Origin of the sequence: Pseudomonas sp. QE6, assembly GCF_041379005.1 — a bacterium.
In the GTDB taxonomy this organism is placed as follows: Bacteria; Pseudomonadota; Gammaproteobacteria; order Pseudomonadales; family Pseudomonadaceae; genus Pseudomonas.
In genome coordinates this window covers 3,552,263-3,574,077 of record NZ_CP166873.1, presented here as the reverse complement: position 1 = coordinate 3,574,077, position 21,815 = coordinate 3,552,263, and the positions used below count along the sequence as shown (strand labels likewise).

The 21,815-nt window shown below is 69.0% G+C and carries 3 protein-coding genes; all 3 read right to left on the bottom strand.

Features of this window, described 5'->3' with window-relative positions; genetic code table 11:
• Window positions 1–126: 126 nt before the first annotated feature.
• Genes ACAW63_RS16560 through ACAW63_RS16550 form a run of 3 tightly spaced genes read right to left on the bottom strand, consistent with a single transcriptional unit; the run spans window position 127 to window position 21,733 of the window.
• Complete coding sequence (locus ACAW63_RS16560; protein WP_371226895.1) at window positions 127–1,089, bottom strand: alpha/beta hydrolase; 963 nt, start codon at window positions 1,087–1,089, stop codon at window positions 127–129.
• Window positions 1,086–8,960, bottom strand: coding sequence for an amino acid adenylation domain-containing protein (locus ACAW63_RS16555; protein WP_371226893.1), 7,875 nt, complete (start codon window positions 8,958–8,960; stop codon window positions 1,086–1,088). Before ACAW63_RS16555 ends, ACAW63_RS16560 begins: the two co-directional genes overlap by 4 nt.
• Entirely contained in the window at window positions 8,960–21,733 is a 12,774-nt protein-coding gene (locus tag ACAW63_RS16550) for a non-ribosomal peptide synthase/polyketide synthase (protein WP_371226891.1), read from the bottom strand. Before ACAW63_RS16550 ends, ACAW63_RS16555 begins: the two co-directional genes overlap by 1 nt.
• Window positions 21,734–21,815: the final 82 nt, after the last annotated feature.

Here is a 21,815-nt window from a genome sequence, read left to right as displayed (position 1 = left end):
GATCGGAGCGCCTTGATCCATCGGCAGAGTGCGGTTCGCGAGCAAGCTCGCTCCTACAGGTGGCACCGCGTGCTCTTCGTAGGAGCGAGCTTGCTCGCGAACCAGCTTGACGCCGGGCTCGCCGGCTTACCAGCGCGCCGCGAGGAACTCCGCCACCCGGCGATAATATCCCTCCACCTCCGGCACCAGGTTGCCCATGCGCAGGAAGTCGTGGGTCATGCCGCAGCAGCGCTCCGCCTCGACTTCCACGCCCTGCTGCACCAGTGCCTGGGCATAGGCCAGGCCTTCGTCCAGCAGCGGATCGAACTCGGCGGCGAACAGCAGGGCCGGCGCACTGCCTTGCAGGGCCGCGCCGGCACGGAGCGGCGAGCAACGCCAATCGCCACGCCGGGCAACCTCCGGCATGTACTGGTCGTAGAACCAGTCCAGGCTGGCCGTTTCCAGCAGGTAGCCCTCGGCGAACAGTTCCTGGGACTCGCTGCGCGCGCTGGCATCCGCCGCCGGGTAGAACAGCAGTTGGGCGCAGGGCTGTTCGGCGCCCTCCCCCGCAAGTTCAGCACTGAGGACGGTAGCCAGCGTGGCACCCGCGCTGTCGCCTCCGACGGCAATGCGCCGTGGATTCAGCCCCAGGTTGGCCGCTGAACTCAGCAGCCAGTCCCAGGCGTCGCGGGCATCGTGGATAGCCGCCGGGAAGGGTGCCTCCGGCGCCAGGCGGTAGCCCAGCGAAATCACGGCGCACTCGCAGTGCTTCGCCAGCAGCCGACACAGGCCGTCGTGGGAATCCAGGCTGCCGACCGTGTAGCCGCCGCCGTGGAAGTACAGGATCGCGCCCTCGCCCGCGCCTAGCGGCCGGTACAGGCGAGCCGGCAGTTGCCGGCCCTCCCGCGCCGGGATCAGCAGTTCTTCCACCGGCATCGACGGTGCGCCGGCCTTGAGCGACTCGGACGAGGCTTCGAACTCCTCTCGCGCCTGCCCCACCGGCAGTTCGTGCAGCGCCGGTCGACCATTGCGGCGGCCTTCGTCGACCATGTCCAGGAAGGCGGAAATCTCCGGGTGCAGCATGCCGACCTCTTTCATCAATGTGTTCATACCGTGGCCTTTTCCTTGGCGGTTTCTACCTGCGCACAGCAGTGATCGATCACGCCGCCCAGCTCTTCGCGCAGCCTGGCCATCAGCGCCTCGATGCGCGACGGCCGGAACACCCGGCGGCTGAACATGCAACGCAGGGTCAGTTCGCCGTCGTAGACCTGGCCGACGATCTCCAGCCAGTTGTTCATCGGCGTGCTGGCGGCGTAGGTGTCGCCGGGTTTCTCCTGCAGCGGCACGAACAGGGCCTGGTCGTCGAAGCTCTGGTCGAACTGGCCGAGGTAGTTGAAGGTGACGCGCGGCTCGGCGCGTGCGGCGAGCTGGCGGCGCAGCGCGTTGTCACCCAGATAGCGCAAGGCGCCGTAGCCGATACCCTTGTCCGGCACCGCTCGCAGCTGCTGGCGGATCGCCGTGATGGCCTGGGCGTAGTCGCCCTGCCCCGGAGTCAGGCGCAGCGGGAACAGGCTGGTGAACCAGCCCAGGGTGCGGCTGTGATCGACCGCGTCGAGGATGTCCTCGCGGCCATGGCCTTCCAGAGCGATCAGTACCGACTCGCTGTCGCACCATTGGCACAGCGTGCGGCCCAGGGCGGTCAGCAGCAGGTCGTTGATCTGCGTGCGATAGGCCTCCGGCGCCACCTTCAGCAGGCGCTGGGTCTGCTGGCGGTCCAGGCGCAGGAACAGTTGCTCCAGGTGCGCCATGCGCTCGGCGCCGCGCGGGTTGTCGCGCTGCGGCTCGCCCAAGCCGGCGGTCTCGGTCTGCTCCAGCCAGTACGGCAGGTCGCCCTGCGCCAGTTGGCTGTCGGCGTACTCGCGCAGGCCCTCGGCCCAGGCGCGGTAGGCGCTGGTGCGTTCGAAGCGCGGCGCCGGTTCGCCAGCGAGCTGCGCGGCGTAACGCTGTTGCAGCTCCTCCAACAGGATGCGCCAGGACACGCCGTCCACGCCCAGGTGGTGGATCACCAGCAGCAGGCGCTGGGTGCCGTCAGCCATGTCGGTGAGCACGCCGCGTAGCAGCCGGCCTTCGCTCAGTTCCAGGCTGCGCTGCGCCTGGTTGGCGATCAGCAGCGCTTCCTCGGCGTTCGCCGCCTGACGCTGCCAGAGCAGCGCACCGGTGACCTCGCTGGCCTCAAGAGTGCGCTGGCGCCACACGCCGTCCGCGCCACGGGCGAAGGACAGACGCAGGCTGCCGTGTTCGGCCAGCAGGCCTTGCAAGGATGCCTCCAGCGCATCAGCGTCGAGACGCTGGCGGCACTCCAGCAGCACCGCCTGGTTGAAGTGGTTGGGCTCCTCCAGCTGCTGCTCGAACATCCATTGCTGGATCGGCACCAGGCCGAAGGATTCGCCATCGTCCGCGACCTCAACCGCAGCGGTCGGCGCCGCTTCGTCCGCCCCCTCGGCACGCTCCAGCAGGCCGGCGATGGTCTGGTACTGCAGCAGGTCGCGCAGGCGGATCTCCACGCCCTCGCCGGGCGCCTGGCGGGCGCGGGAGACGATCTGCAGGCTGAGGATGGAATCGCCGCCGAGGTCGAAGAAGTTGTCGCGGATACCGACGCGCTCCACTTGCAGCACGTCCTGCCAGATGTCGGCCAGGGCGCGCTCGCGCTCGTTGCGCGGCGCCTCGTAGGCTTCGCCCTGCCAGGTCGGTTCGGGCAGCGCCTTGCGGTCGATCTTGCCGTTGGGCGACAGCGGGAAGCGTTCAAGCTTGAGAATCTGCGCCGGCACCATGTAGTCCGGCACCTGCTCGCGGAGGAAGCTGCGCAGCGCGTCACCTTCCGCTTCACCCACCACGTAGCCGACCAGTTGCTTGCCGCTGATGCCGTCGCGGGCGACCACCAGCGCCTCGCTGACCTGCGGGTGCTCCTGCAGGCGCGCCTCGATCTCACCCAGCTCGATGCGGAAGCCGCGAATCTTCACCTGGTGGTCGATCCGTCCGACGTAGTCGATCACGCCATCGGCGCGGCCGCGCACCAGGTCGCCGGAGCGGTAAAGGCGGCCACCGCTCGCATCGAACGGATCGGCGACAAAGCGCTCGGCGGTCAGGCCTGCGCGCTCGTGGTAACCGCGCGCCAGGCCGTCGCCGCCGATGTACAGCTCACCGGCCACGCCCAGCGGAACCTGCCGCAGTTGCTCGTCGAGGATGTACAGCTTGCGCGCGCCGACGCCCTTGCCGATGGGTGCATAGGCGGCATCGCAGGCCGTCGCGCGGTCGGCCTTCCACAGCAACGGCGTGACCACGGTTTCCGTGGGGCCGTAGCCATTGATCAGGTGTTCGGCGCGCAGCGCGCGTTTGGCCAGTTCGAAGCTGGCATTGGGCACCGCGTCGCCACCGAAGCAGTAGATGCGCACCGGCGGCGGGTTGCCGTCACGCAGGGCATGCTCGGCCAGTTGTTGCAGGTAGACCGGCGGGAAGGCCGCCACGCTGACCTGCTTGTCGTGCAGCACGCGGTAGGTCTGCTCCGGAGTCCACAGCTCATCGCCGCGCAGCACCAGGCTGCCGCCGTGAACCAGGGTGGTCAGCCAGCGCTCGTGGGCACCGTCGAAGGCGAAGGACATGAAGTGCAGCTCGCGGGTCGCTGCGTCCATCCGGTACAGCTCGCCGATGGCCGTGCAGTGCATGGCCAGCGGGCCGTGGCTCACCGCCACGCCCTTGGGCTTGCCGGTGGAGCCGGAGGTGTAGATCAGGTAGGCGAGGTTTTCCGGCTCCAGGGCCACCACGGGCAGGTCGCTGTCTTCGCCGCTCAGATCGAGCGCGTCCAGCTCCAGGCACTGCACGCCCGCCGGCAGAGGCAGTCGCTCGCGCAGGCGGCTGTCGGTGATCAGCAGCGCGATGCCGGCATCACTCATCTGGAACTCCAGGCGCTCGCGCGGGTACTCGGCGTCCAGCGGCACATAGGCACCGCCGGCCTTGAGCACCGCCAGCAGCGCCAACGGAATGCGCACGCTGCGCGGCAGGGCCACGCCGACGCGGACTTCCGGACCAATACCCAGCGCCATCAGGCGATGGGCCAGGCGGTTGGAGTCGCGCTCCAGCATCGCGTAGTCGATCTCCTCGTTGCCGCAGATCAGCGCCACCTCATCGCCGCGCAGAGCGGCCTGACGCGCAATCGCCAGGTGCACCGGCTCGGCTGGCGGCAGCAACTGGTGCGGGCCACGGCAGGCGGCCAGCGCGGTGCGGTCATTAGCCGACAGGCATTGCAGCTCGCCGACGCGCTTGCCCGCGCCGTGCAGCAGGCTGTCCAGCACCTGCTCCATATTGCCGCGCAGGCGTGCCACGGCCGACACGCTGAAGTGTGCGCGCAGGTACTGGTATTCGATCTCCAGCCGGTCGCCGACGCGCACGGCGAGGTCCATGGGAATGCTGGTCTCGTCCTTGGATTTCAGCTCGCCGAAGCGCGGGCCCTGGGCGCTGCGCAGCACTTCGTCGACCGGGTAGTTCTCGAACACGATGATGCTGTCGAACAGTGCCTGCCCGGCCTGGCCGGCCCAGCGCTGGATGTCGTACAGCGGCGTGTGCTCGAACTCGCGCACGTCCAGGTTGTAGGCCTGCAGCTCGCGCAGCCAGTCGCCGAGGTCGGCGTCCTCGCTCGGCGCCTGAACGATGGGCAGGGTGTTGATGAACAGGCCCAGCAGGCTGTCGGCCCCCGGCAACTGCGCGGGCCGCCCGGCCACGGTGGCGCCGAAGGCGACGCGCTGCTGCCCGGTGTAGCGTTGCAGCAGGAGAATCCACGCCGCCTGCACCAGGGTATTCAGCGTCACCCGCTGGCTGCGGGCGAAGGCTTTCAGGCGCTCGGTGGCCGCCGCGTCGTAGCGGCTGTACTCCAGGCCGTGGCCACTGCCTTCGACCGGGCGCGCGAGGCTGTCGGCAAGCAGGGTGGACTGGGCGAAGCCTCGCAGGCGAGCGCTCCAGAAGTCCTGGGCCTGCTGCGGGTCCTGGGCTTGCAGCCAATGAATGTAGTCGCGGTAGCGGCCCTGCTCGGCGATGCTCTCGCCGTTGTAGCGGCGCAACACTTCAGCGAACAGCTGAGCGTTGCTCCAGCCGTCGAGCAGGATGTGGTGATGAGTGTAGATCAGCTGGTGGCAGTCCTCGGCGCTGCGCACCAGCACCAGGCGCAGCAGCGGCGGACGCGCAAGATCGAAGCTGCGGCTGCGCTCGGCGGCGGCCAGTTCGTCCAGCGCCGCGCCCAGGTCTTCGCGGCCACGCCAGTCGAGCACCTCCAGCGGCAACTCGACGTACCGGTGCACGGCCTGCACCGGCTTGTCGAGACCTTGCCAGTGCATGCCGGCCCGCAGGTTGTCGTGGGCATCCAGCGCGGCCTGCCAGGCGGCGCGGAAGCGCTCCACATCCAGGTCCTGCACCTCCACGCGCAGCTGGTTGACGTAGACCCCGCCTTCGCTGCCGTCCACGCCGTGGAACAGCATGCCCTGCTGCATGGGCGACAGCGGATAGAGGTCTTCGATCTCGGCCGGATTCAGATCGAGCGCGGCCAGCCGTGCGGCGTCCGGCGCTTCGATGGCTGCGATGGCAACCGGCGCATCGGCCGTCACGACATCGCCAGCCACGCGGGCCAGCGCCTGCAGCGTCTGGTGCTGGAACAGGTCCTTCGGGCGAAGGTGCAGACCGGCGGCGCGGGCGCGGCTGACCACCTGGATGGAGACGATGGAGTCGCCGCCCAGCTCGAAGAAGTTATCGTCCAGCCCCACCCGTTCCAGGCCCAGCACGGCGCACCAGATGCCCGCCAGAGTCTGCTCGCGTTCGCTTTCCGGCGCGCGGTAGGTCTTCTGCAGCAGGCTGAAGTCCGGCTCCGGCAGGGCCTTGCGGTCCAGCTTGCCGTTGGGCGTCAGCGGCATACGCTCGAGCGGGATGATCTGCGCGGGGACCATGTAGTCCGGCAACGCTTCCAGCAAGGCGGCACGCAGGTCGCTCTCGATCTGGCCGGTCACATAGCCCACCAGCTGTTTCACCTGCCCCGCGTCGCGGGCGATCACCACCGCCTCCCGTACGCCGGACTGGCCCAGCAGGCACGACTCGATCTCGCCCAGCTCGATGCGGAAGCCGCGCATCTTCACCTGATGGTCGATACGGCCGAGGTATTCCAGCACGCCGTCGGCGCGCCAGCGCGCGAGGTCGCCGGTACGGTACATGCGCGCACCCATTTCCCTACCGTAGGGATCGGCGACGAAACGCTCGGCGGTCAGTTCCGGGCGGCCATGGTAGCCGCGCGCCAGGCCGTCGCCGGCGATGTACAGCTCGCCGGCCACGCCGATGGGCGCCGGTTGCAGCTCGCCATCGAGGATGTACAGCCGGGTGTTGGCGATGGGCTTGCCGAGCAGAGCACGGGCGCCCTTCTCGATCTTCCAGGCCGCCGACCAGATGGTGGTTTCGGTGGGCCCGTAGAGATTCCACAGCGCTTGGGTCTGAGCCGTCAGCTTGTCCGCCAGCTCGGCGGACAGCGCCTCGCCGCCGCAGAAGAAGCGGCAGCCGGCCAGGCGCGGGAAGTCCTCGTGGCCACTGAGCAGCGTCCAGGTGCTGGGGGTCGCCTGGATCACCGTCACGCCCTGCTCCAGCGCCACGCCGAGCAGGCGCGACGGATCGCGAGCGACGTCGCGGTCCACCAGCACCACCCGGCCGCCGACCAGCAACGGCAGGTACAGCTCCAGCGCGGAGATGTCGAAGGACAGCGAGGTCAGCGCAAGCACTCGGTCCCGCGCCTCCAGGCCCGGCTCGCGGGCTATGCCGAGCATGAAGTTGACCACCCCGCCGTGGCGCACCGCTACGCCCTTGGGCTTGCCGGTGGAGCCGGAGGTGTAGATGACGTAGGCGAGATCATCGGGCTGTGCGAGGTTCGCCAGATCGCTGTCAGCGTAGCCGTCCAGTCGGGCCCAGTCGCGATCCAGACAGAACGCGCGGGCGCCTGTCTGCGGCAGCTCGCCGAGCAGGTGCTGCTGGGTCAGCAGCAGGCGTACGTCGCCGTCTTCGAGCATGTGCGCCAGGCGTTCGGCGGGGAATTCCGGGTCCAGCGGCACATAGGCGCCGCCGGCCTTGAGTACCGCCAGCAGGGCCACCGGCAGTTCGACGGAGCGCTCCAGGGCAACGCCGACGCGGCTGTCCGGGCCGACGCCCTGCTCGCGTAGCCAGTGCGCCAGGCGGTTGGCGCGGCGGTTGAGCTCCGTGTAGCTGAAGCTGCGTTGGCCGTCGGTGACGGCAATATCGTTCGGCGTGCGCGCCGCCTGTTGCTCAATCAGTTGATGCAGGCAGGCATCGCGCGGGTAATCGAAGTCGCTGGCATTCCAGCCGTAGAGCAGTTGCTCGCGTTCGCTACCGTCCAGCAGCGGCAGGCGCGCCACCGGGCACTGCGGATCGGTGACGATGCCGCGCAGCAGGTTGAGGAAATGCCCAGCGAGACGCTGGATGGTCGCCGCGTCGAACTGGTCGGTGGCGTACATGAACTGCCCGCGCACCTGGCCGTCGCGGCTTTCCTCGGTGTTCAGGGTCAGGTCGAACTTGGCGATGCAGCTCTCCAGCTCCAGGCTCTCCAGCTGCAGCCCGCCGGGCAGCTCGCGCAGGGCGTCGCGGCGGCTCGGCTGGTGGTTGCACGCCACCTGGAACAGCGGGTTGTAGCTCAGGCTGCGCTCGGGTTGCAGTGCGTCCACCAGTTGCTCGAACGGCAGGTCCGGGTTGGCCTGGGCGCCCAGCACCGCTTCGCGGGTGCGGACCAGGAAGGCGCTGAAGGATTCGCCGCCGTCGATACGCGCGGACAGCACCTGGGTATTCACGAAGAAGCCGATCAGCCTTTCGCTCTCGGCGCGGCCACGGCCGGCGATGGGCACGCCGACGCGCAGCTCGCGCTGGCCGCTGTAGCGCGACAGCAGCAATTGGTAAGCGCCCAGGATCAGCATGAACAGCGTGGCGCCCTGCCCCCGCGCCAGGTCGCGCAGCGCGTCGCTCAGTTCGCGCGGCAGCTCGAAGTCGAAGGTGGCGCCGCGATAGCTCTGCACCAGCGGACGCGGCCTGTCGCCCGGCAGGGTCAGCAGCAGGGATTCGCCGCCCAGCTGCTCCTTCCAGTAAGCCAGCTGCCGCTCGCCCTCGCCGGCCGCCAGCCACAGGCGCTGCCAGCGGGCCATATCGCTGTACTGGACAGGCAGCTCGGCCAGGGCGGTCTTAACGCCTTGCACCTCGGAGCTGTACAGCGCCGCGAACTCATCGATCAGCACACCGATGGACCAGCCATCGGCAATGATGTGGTGCAGGTTCACCAGCAGCAGCGCTTCGCCCGGCAGGCGCGCCAGGTGCAGGCGCAGCAGCGGGCCTTCGGCGAGGTCGAAGGAGCGTTGCGCGCAGTGGTTAAGCCATTGCCGCGCCTCGGCTTCATTCTCGAAATCCCTGGTTTCCAGATGCGCAGGGCCCGGCGGCAGGGTGCACTGCATGACTTCGCCTTCCGGCTCTTGAAGGGCGCATAACGCGCCAGCGTTATCCGCCGAAGCCCCCTGCGCCATCATCGGCGGATAACGCTTCGCGTTATTCGCCCTACCAGCGCGGTCCTCTGCGCTGCGGAAAACCGTGCGCAGGCTTTCATGACGCACGATCAGCGTGGTGAAGGCGCGTTCCAGCGCACCTTCGTCCAGCGCGCCACGCAGCCGCACGGCGGCCGGAATGTTGTAGGCGGCGCTGTGCGGCTCCATCTGCCAGAGGAACCACAGGCGTGCCTGGGCCGCCGAGAGCGGCGCCTGCTCGCGCCCCTCGCGGAGGATCGGCAGGCGCGACAGGCTGACGCCTTTCTCGCGAAGCTGGCGCAGGAAGACGATCTGCTTGTCCTCGGGCAGCGCGCCAAGGCGCTCCGCGACCTGTTTCAGCTGGGCGTCCATCGGGTCGGTCATTACAGGTTCTCCAGCTCGCCGAGCAGTTCGTCCATCAGGTCCAGTTCCTCTTCCGCGCTGGCGGAGCCTGCCCGCTGGGTTTCGATCCAGGCGGCCAGCGCTGCAATGTTGCTCAGCTCGAACAGGCGGTGCAGCGGCAGTTCCAGGCCCAGGCGCTGACGCAGGGTCAGGCCGACCTGGGTGAGCAGCAGCGAATGGCCGCCCAGTTCGAAGAAGTCGTCGTGCAGGCCGACGCGATCCACCTGCAGCACGTGCTGCCAGATACCGGCCAGCTCGACTTCCAGGTCGCTGCGCGGCGCCACGTACTCGCGCAGGCCGTCGCCCAGCTGCGGGTCCGGCAGGGCCTTGCGGTCCAGCTTGCCGTTGGGCGACAGCGGCATGGCGGGCAGCAGGATGATCCGCGACGGCACCATGTAGTCCGGCAATTCGCCTTGCAGCACCTGGCGCAAGGTTTCGGGTTCGGCGCTGGCTACCACATAGGCCAGCAGCACGCCGTCCTTCGCCACCACCACCGCTTCGCTGACCTGCGGGTGGGCCTGCAGGCGCGACTCGATCTCGCCCAGTTCGATACGCAGGCCGCGAATCTTCACCTGATGATCGAGACGGCCGAGGTATTCGACGGCGCCGTCTTCGCGCTGACGAGCCAGGTCGCCGGTACGGTAGAGACGCTGACCGCTGCCAAACGGATCGGCGACGAAACGCTCGGCGGTCAGGCCGGGACGCGCGTGGTAACCGCGCGCCAGGCCCACGCCGCCGATGTACAGCTCGCCGGCCACGCCTTGCGGCACCGGCTCCAGGCGCTCGTCCAGCAGCACCAGGCGCAGGTTGTCGATGGGCCGGCCGATGGGCACGACGTGCCGCGCGTTGTCCTCATCGCAGGCCCAGAAGCTGACGTCGATCGCCGCCTCGGTCGGGCCGTAGAGGTTGTGCAGCTTCGCGCTGCTGCGCAGGCGGAACTGCTGTTGCAGCTCATGGGGCAGCGCCTCGCCGGAGCACATCACCTGCCGCAGCGACGGGCAGCGTTCCAGCTCGCCGGAAGCGACGAAGGCCTGCAGCATCGAGGGCACGAAGTGCAGCGTGGTGACCTGCCCCACCTCGATCACCTGGCGCAGCGCCGCCGGATCGCGGTGCGCGCCGGGCAAGGCGACCACCAGGGCAGCGCCGGTCATGAGCGGCCAGAAGAACTCCCACACCGAGACGTCGAAGCTGAACGGGGTCTTCTGCAGCACCCGGTCGGAGGCATCCAGCGCGTAGGCCTTCTGCATCCAGTGCAGGCGGTTGACCAGCGCGCGGTGGCTGTTGCCGGCGCCCTTGGGCTTGCCGGTGGAACCGGAGGTGTAGATCAGGTACGCGAGGTTCTGCGGACTGCCGAGAATGGCCGGATTCTGCTCTGACGCCGTGGCGATCTCGCTCCACTGGCTGTCCAGGCAGATCAGTCGGGCGCCAGTCGCCGGCAGGCGATCCCGCAGGTGCTGCTGGGTCAGCAGCAGACCCACGCCGCTATCGCTCAGCATGTGCTGCAGACGGTCCTGCGGGTAGTCCGGGTCCATCGGCACGTAGGCGCCGCCGGCCTTGACGATGCCCAGCAACGCCACCACCAGCTCCAGCGAACGCTCGGCCGCCACTCCGACCAGCACGTCCGGGCCGACGCCCTGGCCACGCAGCCAGTGCGCCAGCTGGTTGGCGCGGGCGTTGAGCTGGGCGTAGCTCAGGCGCTCGTCAGCGCACTGCAGGGCCAGCGCATCCGGGGTCGCGGCAACCTGGCGCTCGATCAGTTCCTGCAGCTGCACGTCGGCCGGGAATATCGCCTCGGTGTCGTTGAAGCGTTGCAGCAGTTCGTAGCGTTCCGCGTCGGCCAGCTGACTGACACGGCCCAGTGGGCGCTCCGCGTCGGCCACCAGGGCCAGCAACAGGCGCTCGAAGTGGCCGCCCAGCTGCTCGATCTGGCTCCCGCTGAAGCGGTCGGCGCGATAGGTGTAGCGCACATCCAGCTGCTCGCCGGCGCTGGCCACCAGGGCCAGGGCGTAGTTGGTGCCGTCCACCGGGCGATGGCCGAGGATGCGCAGGTCATCGTCAACGGGGAACGACAGCGCCGCGTCCATGGGGAAGTTCTCGAACACGATGATGCTGTCGAACAGCGCCTGCCCGCCGCGGCCGGCCCAGCGCTGGATGTCGTACAACGGCGTGTGCTCGAACTCGCGCACGTCGAGGTTGAAGGCCTGCAGCTCGCGCAGCCAGTCGCCGACACGCTGGGCGTCGTCCGGGCTTTGCAGGATCGGCAGCGTGTTGATGAACAGGCCAAGGCTCTCCTCCGCCCCCGGCAAGCTGGCCGGTCGCCCGGCCACGGTGGCGCCGAAGGTGACGCTGCGCTGGCCGCAGTAGCGTTGCAGCAGCAGCGCCCAGGCGCCCTGCACCAGGGTATTGAGGGTGATGCGCTGGGCCTGGGCGAAGCGTTGCAGCGGGGCACTGTCGAGGCGGCTGTGCAGCTCACGCAGCGGCTCCTCGCGGAACCCGGCGTTGCAGGCGGTGGCCAGCAGGGTCGACTCATCGAAGTCTTTCAGGCGTTCACGCCAGAAGGTCTCACCCGCAGCGCCATCCTGGGCATGCAGCCAGGCGATGTAATCGCCGTACTGCACGGTGGGCGCCGGCAGCGACTCGCCACGGTAGAGGGCGAGCACTTCACCGATCAGCCGCGCACTGCTCCAGCCGTCCAGCAGCAGATGGTGGCAGGTCCAGATCAGCTGGTAACGACGCTCACCCAGGCGCACCAGCGCCAGGCGCTGCAGCGGTGGCTTGGCCAGGTCGAAGCCCAGGTTGCGCTGGGCATCGGCGACGCTGTCGAGCTGTTGCTCACTGACGGACTGATCGCGCCAGTCGAAGGACTGCACCGGCAGTTGCACGTCGCCCAGGACGAACTGCAGCGGCGCCGAATCGGCGCTGGCAAGGAAGCCGGTGCGCAGGTTCGCATGGCGGGCGATGACCGCGCGCCAGGCGTCGAGGAAGCGGGCCTCGTCGAGGCCGTCGAGGTCGACGCGCAACTGGTTGACGTAGAGCGAGGAGCCCGGCACGTCGAGCGCATGGAAGAGCATGCCCTGCTGCATCGGCGACAGCGGATAGAGGTCTTCCACTCCGGCCGGCAGCGGCAGTGCGTCGAGCTGTTGCTGGTCCAGCTCGACCAGCGGCACATCCTTTGCGCCAAGCTTGTAGGGATGGCTCAGGCAGTATGCGACCAGCGCTTGCAGCTCGGCGCGCAGCAAGGCTTGCAGCTCGTCGATATCAGCAGCGTCGAACATGAAGCGGCTGTAGGTGACTTCCAGGCTCAGCTCGCCGCCCAGCACACGGCCGACATACACCAGCGCATTGCCCAGCGCAGCATTCAGCGGCTGGCTGCGGCCGACGCCTTCGAAGGCCGGCAGGAAGTCGGCGTCGGCGAAGGCCTGGTCGAGCTGGCCGAGGTAGTTGAAGGTCACCTGCGGCGCCGGCAGGTCACGCAGACTGGCCGCGTGCTGGCTGAGGTAGCGCAGCTGGCCGTAACCGATACCGCCGCGTGGCAGGTTGCGCAGGTGCTCGCAGGTGGCGCGCAGGTCTTCGCCCGGCTCGCCGCCGGCTTGCAGACGAACCGGATACAGGGCGGTGAACCAACCGACGCTGCGGCTCAGGTCCAGCGCGGCGTCGCCGTCCCGGCCATGGCCTTCCATTTCCACCAGCGCGGAGGACTCGCCGGTCCAGGCGCACAGCGCGCGGGCCAGGGCAGTCAGCAGCAGGTCATTGATCTGGATGCGCTGCGCCTTCAGCGCCGGACCGAGCAGTTGGCGGGTGGTTTCGGCGTCCAGGCTGAAGCGCGCGTTGGCGGCTTCCTTCCAGGTTGCCGGAGCGTCGTTGCGGCCACGGTTGAGCAACGGCGCATCGCGCAATTCGGCTTGCCAGTAAGCCAGCTCGGCAGCCACTTCGGCGCTGTGGGCGGCCGCCTGCTGGCGGGCGCTCCAGGCCTGGTAACCATCGGTGCGCGGCAATGCGGCGGGCGTGCGGCCGGCGCGCAGCTCGCGGTAGGCGTACTGCAGGTCTTCCAGCAGGATGCGCCAGGACACACCATCCACCGCGAGGTGGTGGATGACCAGCAACAGGCGCTCGCCGCCCTCTTCCAGGCTGACGAGCATGGCGCGCAGTAGCGGGCCGTTGGCGATATCCAGGCTGGCCTGGGCGTCGTCGCACAGGCGCTCCAGGGTGCCGGCGGCGGCGCGGCGGCGCCACAGCAGGGTCATGTCCAGCGGGCCCTGCTCGGCGTAACGCTGGCGGCTGCCGTCGAAGCGCAGGCGCAGCGCGTCGTGCTGGCCGAGCAGCCAGTGCAGCGCGCGGACCAGGGCGTCGCCGTCCAGTGCTTCGCGCGGTTGCAGCAGCAGCGCCTGGTTCCAGTGGTGACGCTGGGCGCTCGGCACGCGTTCGAAGAAACGCGCCTGCACTGGCGACAGGTCCACCTCGCCGCTGACAGCGGCCAGCGGCGCGGGTGCCGTAGCGGCAGCCGGCGCGCGGCTTTCCAGCCACTGCGCCAGCTGGCGCACGCTCTGGCGTTCGAACAGCTGTTTCGGGCTGAGCTTGAAACCCAGCTTGCGGATGCGCGCGATGATCTGCAGGCTGAGGATGGAGTCGCCACCCAGCTCGAAGAAGTTGTCTTCGGCGCCGATGTGCTCGGCTTTCAGCACGGACTTCCAGATATCGGCAATGCGCTGTTCCAGCTCGCTCAGCGGCGCGCTGTCCAGCGGTTTGGCCACGGCTTCGGCACGTGGCAGGGCCTGGCGATCCACCTTGCCGTTGGCGTTCAGCGGCAGGCGTTCCAGCAGCATCAATTGGGCCGGCAACAGGTACTCCGGCACCTCGGCGGCCAGGGCTTCGCGCAGGCTTTCCACGCTCTGCCCCTCGGCAACAGCCCAGGCCAGCAGCTTCATCGGGCCATCCTTGTCACGCTCGGCCAAGGCCACGGCATCACGCACGCCCGGCAGGCGCTTGAGCGCTTGCGCCAGTTCGCCCGGCTCGATCCGGTAGCCGCGAATCTTCACCTGGTCATCGACGCGGCCGAGGAATTCCACCTCGCCACGGCGGTTCAGGCGCACGCGGTCGCCGCTGCGATACAGGCGCTCGCCCTCGCCGTCTGCAAGATCAGCGACGAAGCGCTCAGCCGTCATTTCCGGCAGGCCGAGGTAGCCCAATGCCAGGCCGGCGCCGCCGATATACAGCTCACCCGGCACGCCCGGCAGCAGGTCGCGGCCGTTCTCGTCGAGCACGCGGATGGCGGTGTTGGCCAGAGGCGTGCCGATGGGCAGGCTGGCGGCCGGCAGATCATCCAGCAGCGACCATTCGTGGGTCAGCACGCCCACGGTGGACTCGCTGGGACCGTAGTGGTTGACGATGCGCAGTCTCGGAGCCAGCTCACGAATCGGCTGCAGCAACGCACCGTCGCAGGCCTCACCGCCCACCACCAGCAGACGGCGCGGCAGCACGGCGGCGGCATTGGGCGCGGCGGCCAGCAGGCCGGCGAGGTGGCTGGGGACGATCTTCAGCACATCCACTTCGCGCATGAACTGCGAGAAGCGTTCGGCGTCGGCCACCGCCTGGGCATCGGCCAGATGCAGACGACCACCGCCGCACAGCGCGCCGAACAGCGTGGTGTGACCGAGGTCGGCAGCTACCGAGGAAACCATCGCCATGCCCAGGCCATGGGCGCGGCCCCGGTCCAGTTGCAGACGTTCGAGCACGGCTTGCACGTAGTTGGCCAGCGCCGCGTGGCTGACGCGCACGCCCTTGGGCTGGCCGGTGGAGCCGGAGGTGAAGATCACATAGGCGGCCTGCTGCGGGTCGATGCGCCGCGCGGGCGCCGCCTCGCCGCCTTGCTGTGGGCCACCGGCGGGGATCAGGACGGCGGCATCGCCGAAGGTTTCCAGCAGCGCGGCATCGCTGACCAGCACGCGGCCAATACCGTTGGCGCTGATCAGTTGGCGCAGACGCTCGGCCGGCTGCGCCGGGTCCAGCGGGACGTAGGTGGCGCCGGCTTTCAGCACGCCCAGCAGCAGGAGCACCCACTGCGCGCTGCGCTCCTGGCAGATCGCTACGCACTCAACTGGCTCCACGCCGCTGTCGATCAGTGCGTTGGCCAGGCGGTTGGTGCGGGCATCCAGTTCGGCGTAGCTGTAGCGCACGTGGTCGTCCTGCACAGCGAGGGCGTCCGGTTGCGCGACGACTTGCGTGGCGAACAGAGCGAGCACGTCCTGCTGCGGCCACTGGCGCGCCTCGCCACGACGACGCGAAGCCATTGGGCGCGGATACTCGCCGAGAGCACGCTGCGGTTCGGCACACAGCTGGCGCAGCAACGCTTCGAACTGCCCGGCGATGGCGGCGACGCTGTCCTCGTCGAACAGGTCGCGGGCGTAGACGAAGCTGCCGCGCAGCTCATCGCCAGGTTGGCCGTTGGCATCCAGCGTCTCGGCCATGTCCAGGGCGAGATCGAAGCGCGCGCCGTACTGTTCCTCGCTGAACAGCGCAAGCTTCAGCGCGCCGGCATCGGGCAGGCGGCTGACGTCGAAGCCGAAGTTGAACTTCACCTGCACCAGTGGGTTGTAGGCCAGGCTGCGCTCGGGTTGCAACGCTTCCACCAGTTGCTCGAACGGCAGGTCCTGGTTCGCTTGCGCACCGAGCGCCAGCGGCTTGAGGCGGGTCAGCAATGCGGCGAAGGATTCGTCATCGGCGACTTGCAATGGCATGACCTGGGTGTTGACGAAGAAGCCGATCAACCCTTCGGTTTCCAGCTGCTGGCGGTTGGCAATCGGCACGGCGATACGCAGGTCGCGCTGGCCGCTGTAGCGCTGCATCAGCACGGCGTAAGCGCCGAGCAGCAGCATGAACAGGGTGACGTCCTGCTCGCGGGCCAGTTGTTTGAGACGCGCACCAAGTCCGGCATCAAGGCTGAAGCCGAGGCTGCCGCCCCGGTAGCTCTGCACCGCCGGGCGTGGACGGTCGGCAGCCAACTCGAGAACGGGCGTATCGCGGCCCAGCTGCTCGGCCCACCAGCTCAGCTGACGCTGGCCCTCCTCGCCCGCCAGCAGCTCGCGCTGCCACTGGGCATAGTCGGCGTACTGCACCGGCAGCGCTGGCAATTGCAGCTTCTCGCCCGCAGCGAAGGCACCGTAGAGACGGCTGAACTCGTCCACCAGCACGCGGATCGACCAGCCGTCGGAGACGATGTGGTGCATGGTCAGCAGCAGCACATGGTCGCTGTCGGCCAGCTTGAGAAGGGTCAGGCGCAGCAGCGGGCCGTGGCGCAGATCGAACGGACGCTGCGCTTCTTCCTCGGCCAGCCGGCGCGCGGCGCCTTCGGCATCGTTTTCGGCGGACAGGTCAACACACGCCAGGTCCAGGGGCTGGGCCGGCTGGATGCGCTGGAAGGCCTGGCCGTCCACTTCATCGACGGTGGTGCGCAGGGTTTCATGGCGCGCCACCAGGGCGTCGAAAGAATGGCGCAGCGCGGACTCGTCCAACTGACCACGCAGGCGCAGCGCGCCTGGCACGTTGTAGGCGGCGCTGGTCGGTTCCATCTGCCAGAAGAACCACAGGCGGCTCTGGGCGGCGGACAGCGGCAGGTCGCCGTCGCGAGCCACGGCGCGCAGTGGCGGACGAACGCTGGACGCCGATGCACTCAGCCGCGCCGCGAATTCATCCAGGCGGCTGGCTTCGAACAGGTCGCGCAGCGGCACCTCGCAGCCCAGGTCGCGGCGCAGGCGGGAGATGACCTGCGTGGCCAGCAGCGAGTGGCCGCCCAGCTCGAAGAAATCGTCCTCGCGACCCACAGCCGGCACGCCAAGCACTTCAGCCCAGACGGCGGCGACGCGGCTTTCCAGTCCATCGCGCGGGGCCTCGGCAGCGCTGGCGGTTTCCTGCGGATCGGGCAGCGCCTTGCGGTCGATCTTGCCGTTGGCGTTGAGCGGCATCTGCGCCAGCACGAGGATGCGCGACGGCACCATGTAGTCCGGCAGTTGTGCGCGCAGAACGGCTTTCAGGGTGTCTTCGGCGACGCCTTCACCCGTCACGTAACCCAGCAGGCGCTTGCCGCGCTCGCTGTCACGGGCGATCATTGCCGCTTCGCGCACACCGGGCAGCGCGCGCAGGCGCGCTTCGATCTCGCCCGGCTCGATACGGAAGCCACGGATCTTCACCTGCTGGTCGACGCGGCCGAGGTAGTCCAGCGCGCCGTCTTCACGCCAGCGCACACGGTCGCCGCTGCGGTACAGGCGAAGGCCGTCCGCGTAGGGGTCAGCGACAAAGCGTTCGGCGGTCATGCCGGCGCGCTGGTGGTAACCACGGGCCAGGCCGTGGCCGCCGATGTACAGCTCGCCGGCCACACCGCGCGGCAGCGGCTGCAGGCGGTCGTCGAGGATGTACAGGCTGCGCTCGCCCACCACTTCGCCAATGGGGGCGTAGGCAGCGCCGCAAGTGGTGCGGGCGTCGGCCTTCCAGAGCAGCGGAGTGACCACGGTTTCAGTCGGGCCGTAGCCGTTGATCAGGTGCTGTGGCTTGAGCGCCTGGTGCGCCAACTGGTAGGCCGCTTCGGGCACCGCGTCACCGCCGAAGCAGTAGATGCGCATGCTCGGCGCGTGGCCGTGAATCATGGCCTGCTCGGCCAACTGTTGCAGGTAGGCCGGCGGGAAGGCGGCCACCGTGACTTGGTGGCGGCGCAACCGGTCGAGCGTCTGCTCGGCGGTCCACAGCGCGTCATGGCGGATCAGCAGGCTGCCGCCGTGGGACAGCGCGGTGAGCCAGCGCTCATGGGCACCGTCGAAGGCGAAGGACATGAAGATCAGTTCGCGATCTTCGCTGGTCATCGCGTAGCGCTGGCCGATGGCGCGGCAGTGCGCGGCGATCTCGCCGTGGGCCACGGCGACCCCTTTGGGCTGGCCGGTAGAGCCGGAGGTGTAGATCAGGTAGGCGAGGTTCTGCGGCTGGATGCGCAGCAGCGGACGCACGGCCAGGGCGTTGGCCAGGTCGGCCTCTTCCAGTACCAGGCGCTCGACACCTTCGGGCAGCGGCAGGCGTTCGGCCAACTCGGCAGTGGTCAGCAGCAGGTCGACGCCGGCGTCCTGCATCAGCCAGGCCAGGCGCTCCTCAGGGTAGTCGACGTCCAGCGGCAGGTAGGCGCCGCCGGCCTTCATCACCGCCAGCAGCGCCAGCGGGATGTCCACCCCACGCGGCAGCGCCACGGCAACCCGGCGCTCCGGGCCGATACCGCGCTGGATAAGGCGCTGCGCCAGGCGGTTGGAGCGATCCTCCAGTTCGGCGAAGTTCACTTCGCGCTGAGCGTCGATCAGCGCGACCTTGGCCGGATGCCGCCGCGCCTTGGCGGCGATGGTCTCGCTCAGCGCCTCGAACGCAGGCGCGTCACCGGCTACGGCGATGCTCCAGTCGCGGGCGGGCAGCCAGTCGCGGGCGTCCAGGGCCACATCGGCATTGAGCTCCGGCAGCGCGCGCAGCAGGTCGAGGAAGTGCTCGACCAGCCGCTGCATGCCGGCGGCGGCGTAGCGCTCGCGGGCATAGCAGAAGCTCAGGCGCAGGGTCTGCTCGCCTTCGCGGACGCGCAGTACCAGGTCGAACGGAGTTTCCAGGTCGATCTGCTCCAGCGCTTCCACGGTCAGGCCCGGCAGGCCGTTGCCGGCGCGCGGTTGCCACTGGTGGTCGAAGGCCACCTGGCACAGCGGATGGCGGCCGTGGCCGCGCTCGGGTTGCAGGGCTTCCACCAGTTGCTCGAACGGCAGGCCCTGGTGCGCCTGGGCTTGCAGCAGGTCGTCGCGCAGTTGGCGGAGCACGCCACGCAGGGTCGCGCCTTCGGGCAGCTCGCTGCGCAGCACCAGCAGGTTGACGAAGAAACCGACCAGACGCTCGCTGTCCAACTGTTCACGGCCAGCCTGGGTCAGGCCGATGCGCAGGTCGTGCTGACCGCTGTAGCGTTGCAGCAACAGGTTGTAGGCGCTGAGCAGGAGCATCGGCAGCGTCGCGCCGTGGGCCTGGGCCAGACCGCGCAGCCGGCGGGTCAGGTCGGCGTCGACTTCGCGTTCGATCAGTGCGGCGCTCTGGCCTTTCCCTCCCGTCGCGAAAGGCAGCTCCAGCGGCGAATGCTGAGTGCCCAGGCGCTCGCTCCACCAATCCAGCAGGCGCGCGCCCTCGCCCGCCTCCAGCCGGGATTGCTGGGCGGCGGCCAGGTCGAGGTATTGGCGCGGCAGCATCGGCAGCACCGGCTCGCGTTGTTCGACGACGGCGCGGTAGCACTCGGCGAACTCGTCCAGCAGCAGGTTCAGCGACCAACCGTCGGCGATGATGTGGTGCACGCACAGCAGCAGCGCCTGGCGGCCGCCGCCGAGGTTCTGCAGGCGCAGGCGCAGCAGCGGGCCGGCGACCAGGTCGAAAGGTTCGGCGGCGAAGGCATCGGCGTCCTCGCGGGCGGCGATGTCGCGGCGGGCATTGCCGAGGGAGCTGAAATCGCTCTCGGTCAGTTCTACCCGATTGTCGTCGGACAGGCTCAGCGTGATGTCGCCATCCGCCTGTTCGATGAAGCGGCTGCGCAGGGTTTCATGGCGGCCCAGCAACACGGCAAAGGCCTGCTCCACCGCCGGACGACGCAACTCACCCCGCAGGTTCATGCGCCCGGCGATGTGGTAGACGGCGCTTTCCGGCTCCAGCTTCCAGAGGAACCACAGGCGACGCTGAGCCGGCGACAGCGGCAGCAGGCCGTCACGCGGGACCTGCGCAATGGTTTCTGCTTCAGTCGTCGGCAGTGCCGCCAGCGCGGCGGCGAAGGCGCCCAGTTCCGGCGCTTCGAACAGCAGGCGCAGCTCCACGGCGCGGCCCAGGCGCTCGCGCAGGCGCGCCATCAGTTGAGTGGCCTTGATGGAGTTGCCGCCCAGGGCGAAGAAGTTGTCGTCGCGGCGGATCGCCGGCAGCTCCAGCACCTCGCTCCACAGCGCGGCGATGGATTCTTCCTCGGCGTTCAATGCGGCGACCGGCCTGGCGCTCGCGCCATCGCTGATCGGCTCGCCGGCACGCTGGATGGCGTAGGCCTGCAGGCTGCCGTCGAGCAGTTGGGCCCGGCAGGCCGAGCGTTGCAGCTTGCCGCTGGAGGTCTTGGGCAGCGCACCCGGTTCCAGCAGCGCCACCACCAGCGGCGCCTCCTGGAAGCTTTCCGCCACGGCGGCGGAAATGGCCTTGGCCAGGGCTTCGGCGGAAATCAGCTTGCGCACGCTGCGCCCGACTTCGGCGGCGATGCCGATGCCGTCGCGGCCCTGGTGTTCGATGGCGAAGGCGGAAACGCGGCCCTTGCGCACCAGGTCCACCTCTTCCTCGACGCAGCGCTCCAGGTCCTGCGGGTAGAGGTTCTGCCCACGGACGATGAGCATGTCCTTGAGGCGGCCGGTGACGAAAAGCTCGCCGTTGTGCAGGAAGCCCAGGTCGCCGGTACGCAGCCAGGTGCGACCGTCCTTCTCGACGAAGGTGCGCGCGCTGGCCTCCGGGTTGCGCCAGTAGCCCAGCGCCACGCTGGGACCGCTGCTCCAGATTTCACCGACGCGATCCGGGCCGAGGGCTTCGCCGCTCAGCGGGTCAACCAGTTGCACGTCGTGGTCCGGCTGGGTGCGCCCGCAGTTGATCAGCGAAGTGCCGCGGCCCGGTCGGGCGACGTTCTCGCCCAGGGCGTTGAGGTCGACTTCCAGTTGGCCGATGCCTTCACCGCGCACACCGCCGGTGACGAACAGGGTCGCCTCGGCGAGACCGTAGCAGGCGTAGAAGGACGAGGCGTCGAACCGGGCCGGGGCGAACCAGGCGGCGAAGCGTTCCAGGGTGTCCGGGCGGATCGGCTCGGAGCCGGAGAAGGCCACGCGCCAGGTGCTCAGGTCGAGGCCTTCCAGCGCGGCCTCGTTGACCCGCTCGCAGCACAGGCGATAGGCGAAGTCGGGGCCGCCGCTGACGGTGCCGCCGAAGCGCGCAATGGCTTCCAGCCAGCGGCGCGGACGTTCAAGAAAATAACGCGGGGACATCAGCACACATTCGATGCCGCTGTAGATCGGCTGCAGCAGCCCGCCGATCAGACCCATGTCGTGGAACAGCGGCAGCCAACTGACCATCACGTCGTCGTCGCCGATACCAAGGCCGTGGCGGATCAGGCGTTCGTTGGCGATCAGGTTGCCATGGCTGACCTGTACGCCCTTGGGCGTCGAGGTGGAGCCGGAGGTGTACTGCAGGAACGCAATGTCGTCGTCGGCCAGCTCGGGCATCTGCCATTCGACGGCCAGCGCCGGGTCGGCCTGGTCCACCGCGAGCAACAGCGGGCTGTCGCCGATCTCGCGCACGCAGGCCGGGCGCAGTGCTTCGATCAGCGTGGAATCGGTGAGCACCAGGCTGGGCTGCGCGTCTTCGAGGATCGAACGCAGGCGCGCCAGGTGCTGCGGGCGCACGGACTCCGGCGGATAGGCCGGCACGGCGATGATCCCCGAATAGAGGCAGGCGAAGAACGCGGTGACGTAGTCCGGCCCGCTGGGCAGCAGGAGCACGGCGCGGTCGCCGCACCGGCCATGGCGCAGCATCCAGGCGGCCATGGCGCGGGCGCGCTCGTCCAGCTCGCGAAAGCTGATAGGCACCTCGATGTTCTCGGCGATGAATCGCAGGGCAGTCTTGCGCGGCATTTCGCAGGCGCGTTGCAGCAGGGCCTCGACCAGGTTTCCTGCGGCTTCGTAGCGGTCGTTCATGACATCACCTGTTCTGGCGGCGAGCGCGTGGGGCCCGCCGGAGGAAATTCGTTGGTTTCGGGGCGCCGAGGCAGGTCGCGCG

What these genes read in the sequence shown, in the direction of transcription:
- ACAW63_RS16560 (WP_371226895.1), bottom strand. Translation starts at nt 1,089, where the DNA reads ATGAACACATTGATGAAAGAGGTCGGCATGCTGCACCCGGAGATTTCC.
- ACAW63_RS16555 (WP_371226893.1), bottom strand. Translation starts at nt 8,960, where the DNA reads ATGACCGACCCGATGGACGCCCAGCTGAAACAGGTCGCGGAGCGCCTT.
- ACAW63_RS16550 (WP_371226891.1), bottom strand. Translation starts at nt 21,733, where the DNA reads ATGAACGACCGCTACGAAGCCGCAGGAAACCTGGTCGAGGCCCTGCTG.